Consider the following 2,188-nt stretch of genomic DNA (forward strand, 5'->3'; position numbering starts at 1 on the left):
CTGAGGATCCGGACGCCACCGAGGAAATGGCGGCTGACGAGGCGATTCACGAGGAGATTATTCGTGCCCTGGCGACTAACGGTCGCGAGAAGCTTTCGGGTAATTTCCGTGCGGCGGTCTTTGGTGCTAACGACGGCTTAGTCTCGAATCTGGCGCTGATTATGGGTATTACCGCTTCGGGCGCGTCCAGCTCGATGGTTCTACTGTCGGGTGTTGCGGGTCTGCTGGCGGGTGCGCTGTCGATGGCGGCGGGCGAGTTCGTGTCGGTGCGTTCTCAGCGTGAGCTGTTGGATGCCTCCCAGCCGACCCAGGTGACCCTGCGCGTGGCGGGCGATTTGGATTTGGACGCCAACGAGCTGGAGCTTATTTACCGTGCCCGCGGTATGGAGACGGAGGCGGCGCATCACCGCGCGATGGAGCGTTTCGGCTACCTGAGTTGCGATTGCGATCCGTCGCTGTCTCACCGCGAGGATGAGGAACGTGAGGAGAACGTGGCTTTGGGTACCGATATTGGTGCCGCCGCTGCGTCATTCGCATTCTTTGCTTCGGGTGCGTTGATTCCGATTCTGCCCTATATCTTCGGCCTCTCGGGTGTGTTCGCGATGGTGCTGTCCCTGCTGTTCGTGGGTGCGGCTCTGGGCTTCACCGGCGGCGTGGTGGGTCTGCTGTCGGGTGCTTCTCCGATGAAGCGCGGTATCCGTCAGATTCTGATCGGTTTCGGTGCGGCGTTTGTGACCTACCTGCTGGGTCTGGCGTTCGGTACGACGGTCGGCTAGTCCCAACACCCCCAATAATCTCTCAACAAGTGTATATAGCCGCTCTTGCATGTACTGCACTCCCCTGCGAGCGCCACAGTTCGGCGAGTGTCACAGCCTGAGCACAAAGAAACGAGCGCAAAGAAAACCCCCGGCGGGTGATTCATCCGCTGGGGGTTCTCTATATGCTTTTACCCTGTATAAGGGGTTGCCCTATTACGGGTTAATCTGCGCGGTGGTGGCCTGACCGGCAACGCTCTCGGAGCCGGTCACACCGTTGCTGGAGTAGGTCAGGTTAGCGACCTGCACGGTGGAGGTCTGCTTGTACGATACCCAGCCGTTATCTGCCGGGAAGCGGAGCTGTGCCGGCATGAAGTTGGTCTGGCTGTAGTACTTGGTGCCGGACTGCTTCATGGTGTACGCCTTGCTGGTGGTGTAGACGATACGACCCTTGAAGGTGTAGGTGCCATCGGAGTTCTGGGTGATGGTCGGTACTTCTGCGGTCCAGGTACCGGCGGTCTGCGCGACGTACAGGTACTTTGCCTGGCTTGCGGAGGCGACCAGCTCGGTGGTCCTACCGGTCAGCTTACGACCGGAGGGGGTCCATGCCTGGCCGTTGATCTTACCAGCATTAAGGAGCGACTGGGCGCTGGCGGAGACGGTGTACTCAACATCGGTTACGAAGGTCGCGCCAGCCGCGAGGGTGACGCTGCCACCGGAGATGTAGCCGGTGCCGGTTGCGGTGTCCGTGGTCGGTACAGACCACCAGAAGCCGCTGGAGGACATGTAGGCGCCGTTTGCGCCGGTCTGGGAGTTGGTGACGGGGGTGAACTTACCTTCGCCGTTGACATAGGTTGCGCTCTTGGGCTTGGAGGTTGCGTCGTCCCAGTTGATGTCGGAGTCGGGGTTGGTGGAGGCGGTGAAGTGCGCCTCGGGGCTTGCCGGGTTGATGGTGCCGGTGTTGTTGGAGGATGCGTAGCCGACGTAGCCGCCGTTGTTCTGCACGCTGACGTACACGCCGTACTGCACGCCGGGGGTTTCCTTGGATGCGGCGTAGGCGGGTACTGCTGCGGAGGCTGCGACGACGGGTGCGGACCAGACGCCTGCCTTGGCAATGGTGCGGCGAGAGATGGGCTGGGTCATGAGTGTGATGATCTCCTATGAGTGTTTGGTGTTTCTTGGAGCCGCTCAAAATAATTCTGACTAGGCTCAATGCACTCCAGTATACAAAGGTTAAGGTTATATCTGCACATTACGAGGGTGAATGTGCACAATCTTACTTTCCACCGCAAGCTCTATTATCCGGGTTTAAATACCTCGAAAGACCCCCACAAAGCACAGATGCCGGTAGTCTCAACGACTACCGGCATCTGCCGCGTTTTATGCTGTTTACTTCGCTGCGAAGATTTCGCGCATCAGGTTTGCAGCCTCGG

Annotated in this window: 2 protein-coding genes; one reads left to right on the forward strand and one right to left on the reverse strand. The window is 59.4% G+C overall.

Annotated features, from left to right (window positions below; genetic code table 11):
• The coding region (locus Q0216_RS05700; RefSeq protein WP_298593654.1) for a VIT1/CCC1 transporter family protein at positions 1–776 on the forward strand (776 nt) is incomplete at its 5' end.
• Positions 777–971: 195 nt separating this feature from the next.
• Here Q0216_RS05700 and Q0216_RS05705 read toward each other — a convergent pair.
• Positions 972–1,898 (reverse strand): amino acid oxidase, encoded by a 927-nt coding sequence (locus Q0216_RS05705; protein WP_298593656.1) that lies wholly within the window; start codon positions 1,896–1,898, stop codon positions 972–974.
• Positions 1,899–2,188 lie beyond the last annotated feature (290 nt).

The sequence above is a fragment of the uncultured Rothia sp. genome (assembly GCF_937976295.1).
In the GTDB taxonomy this organism is placed as follows: Bacteria; Actinomycetota; Actinomycetes; order Actinomycetales; family Micrococcaceae; genus Rothia.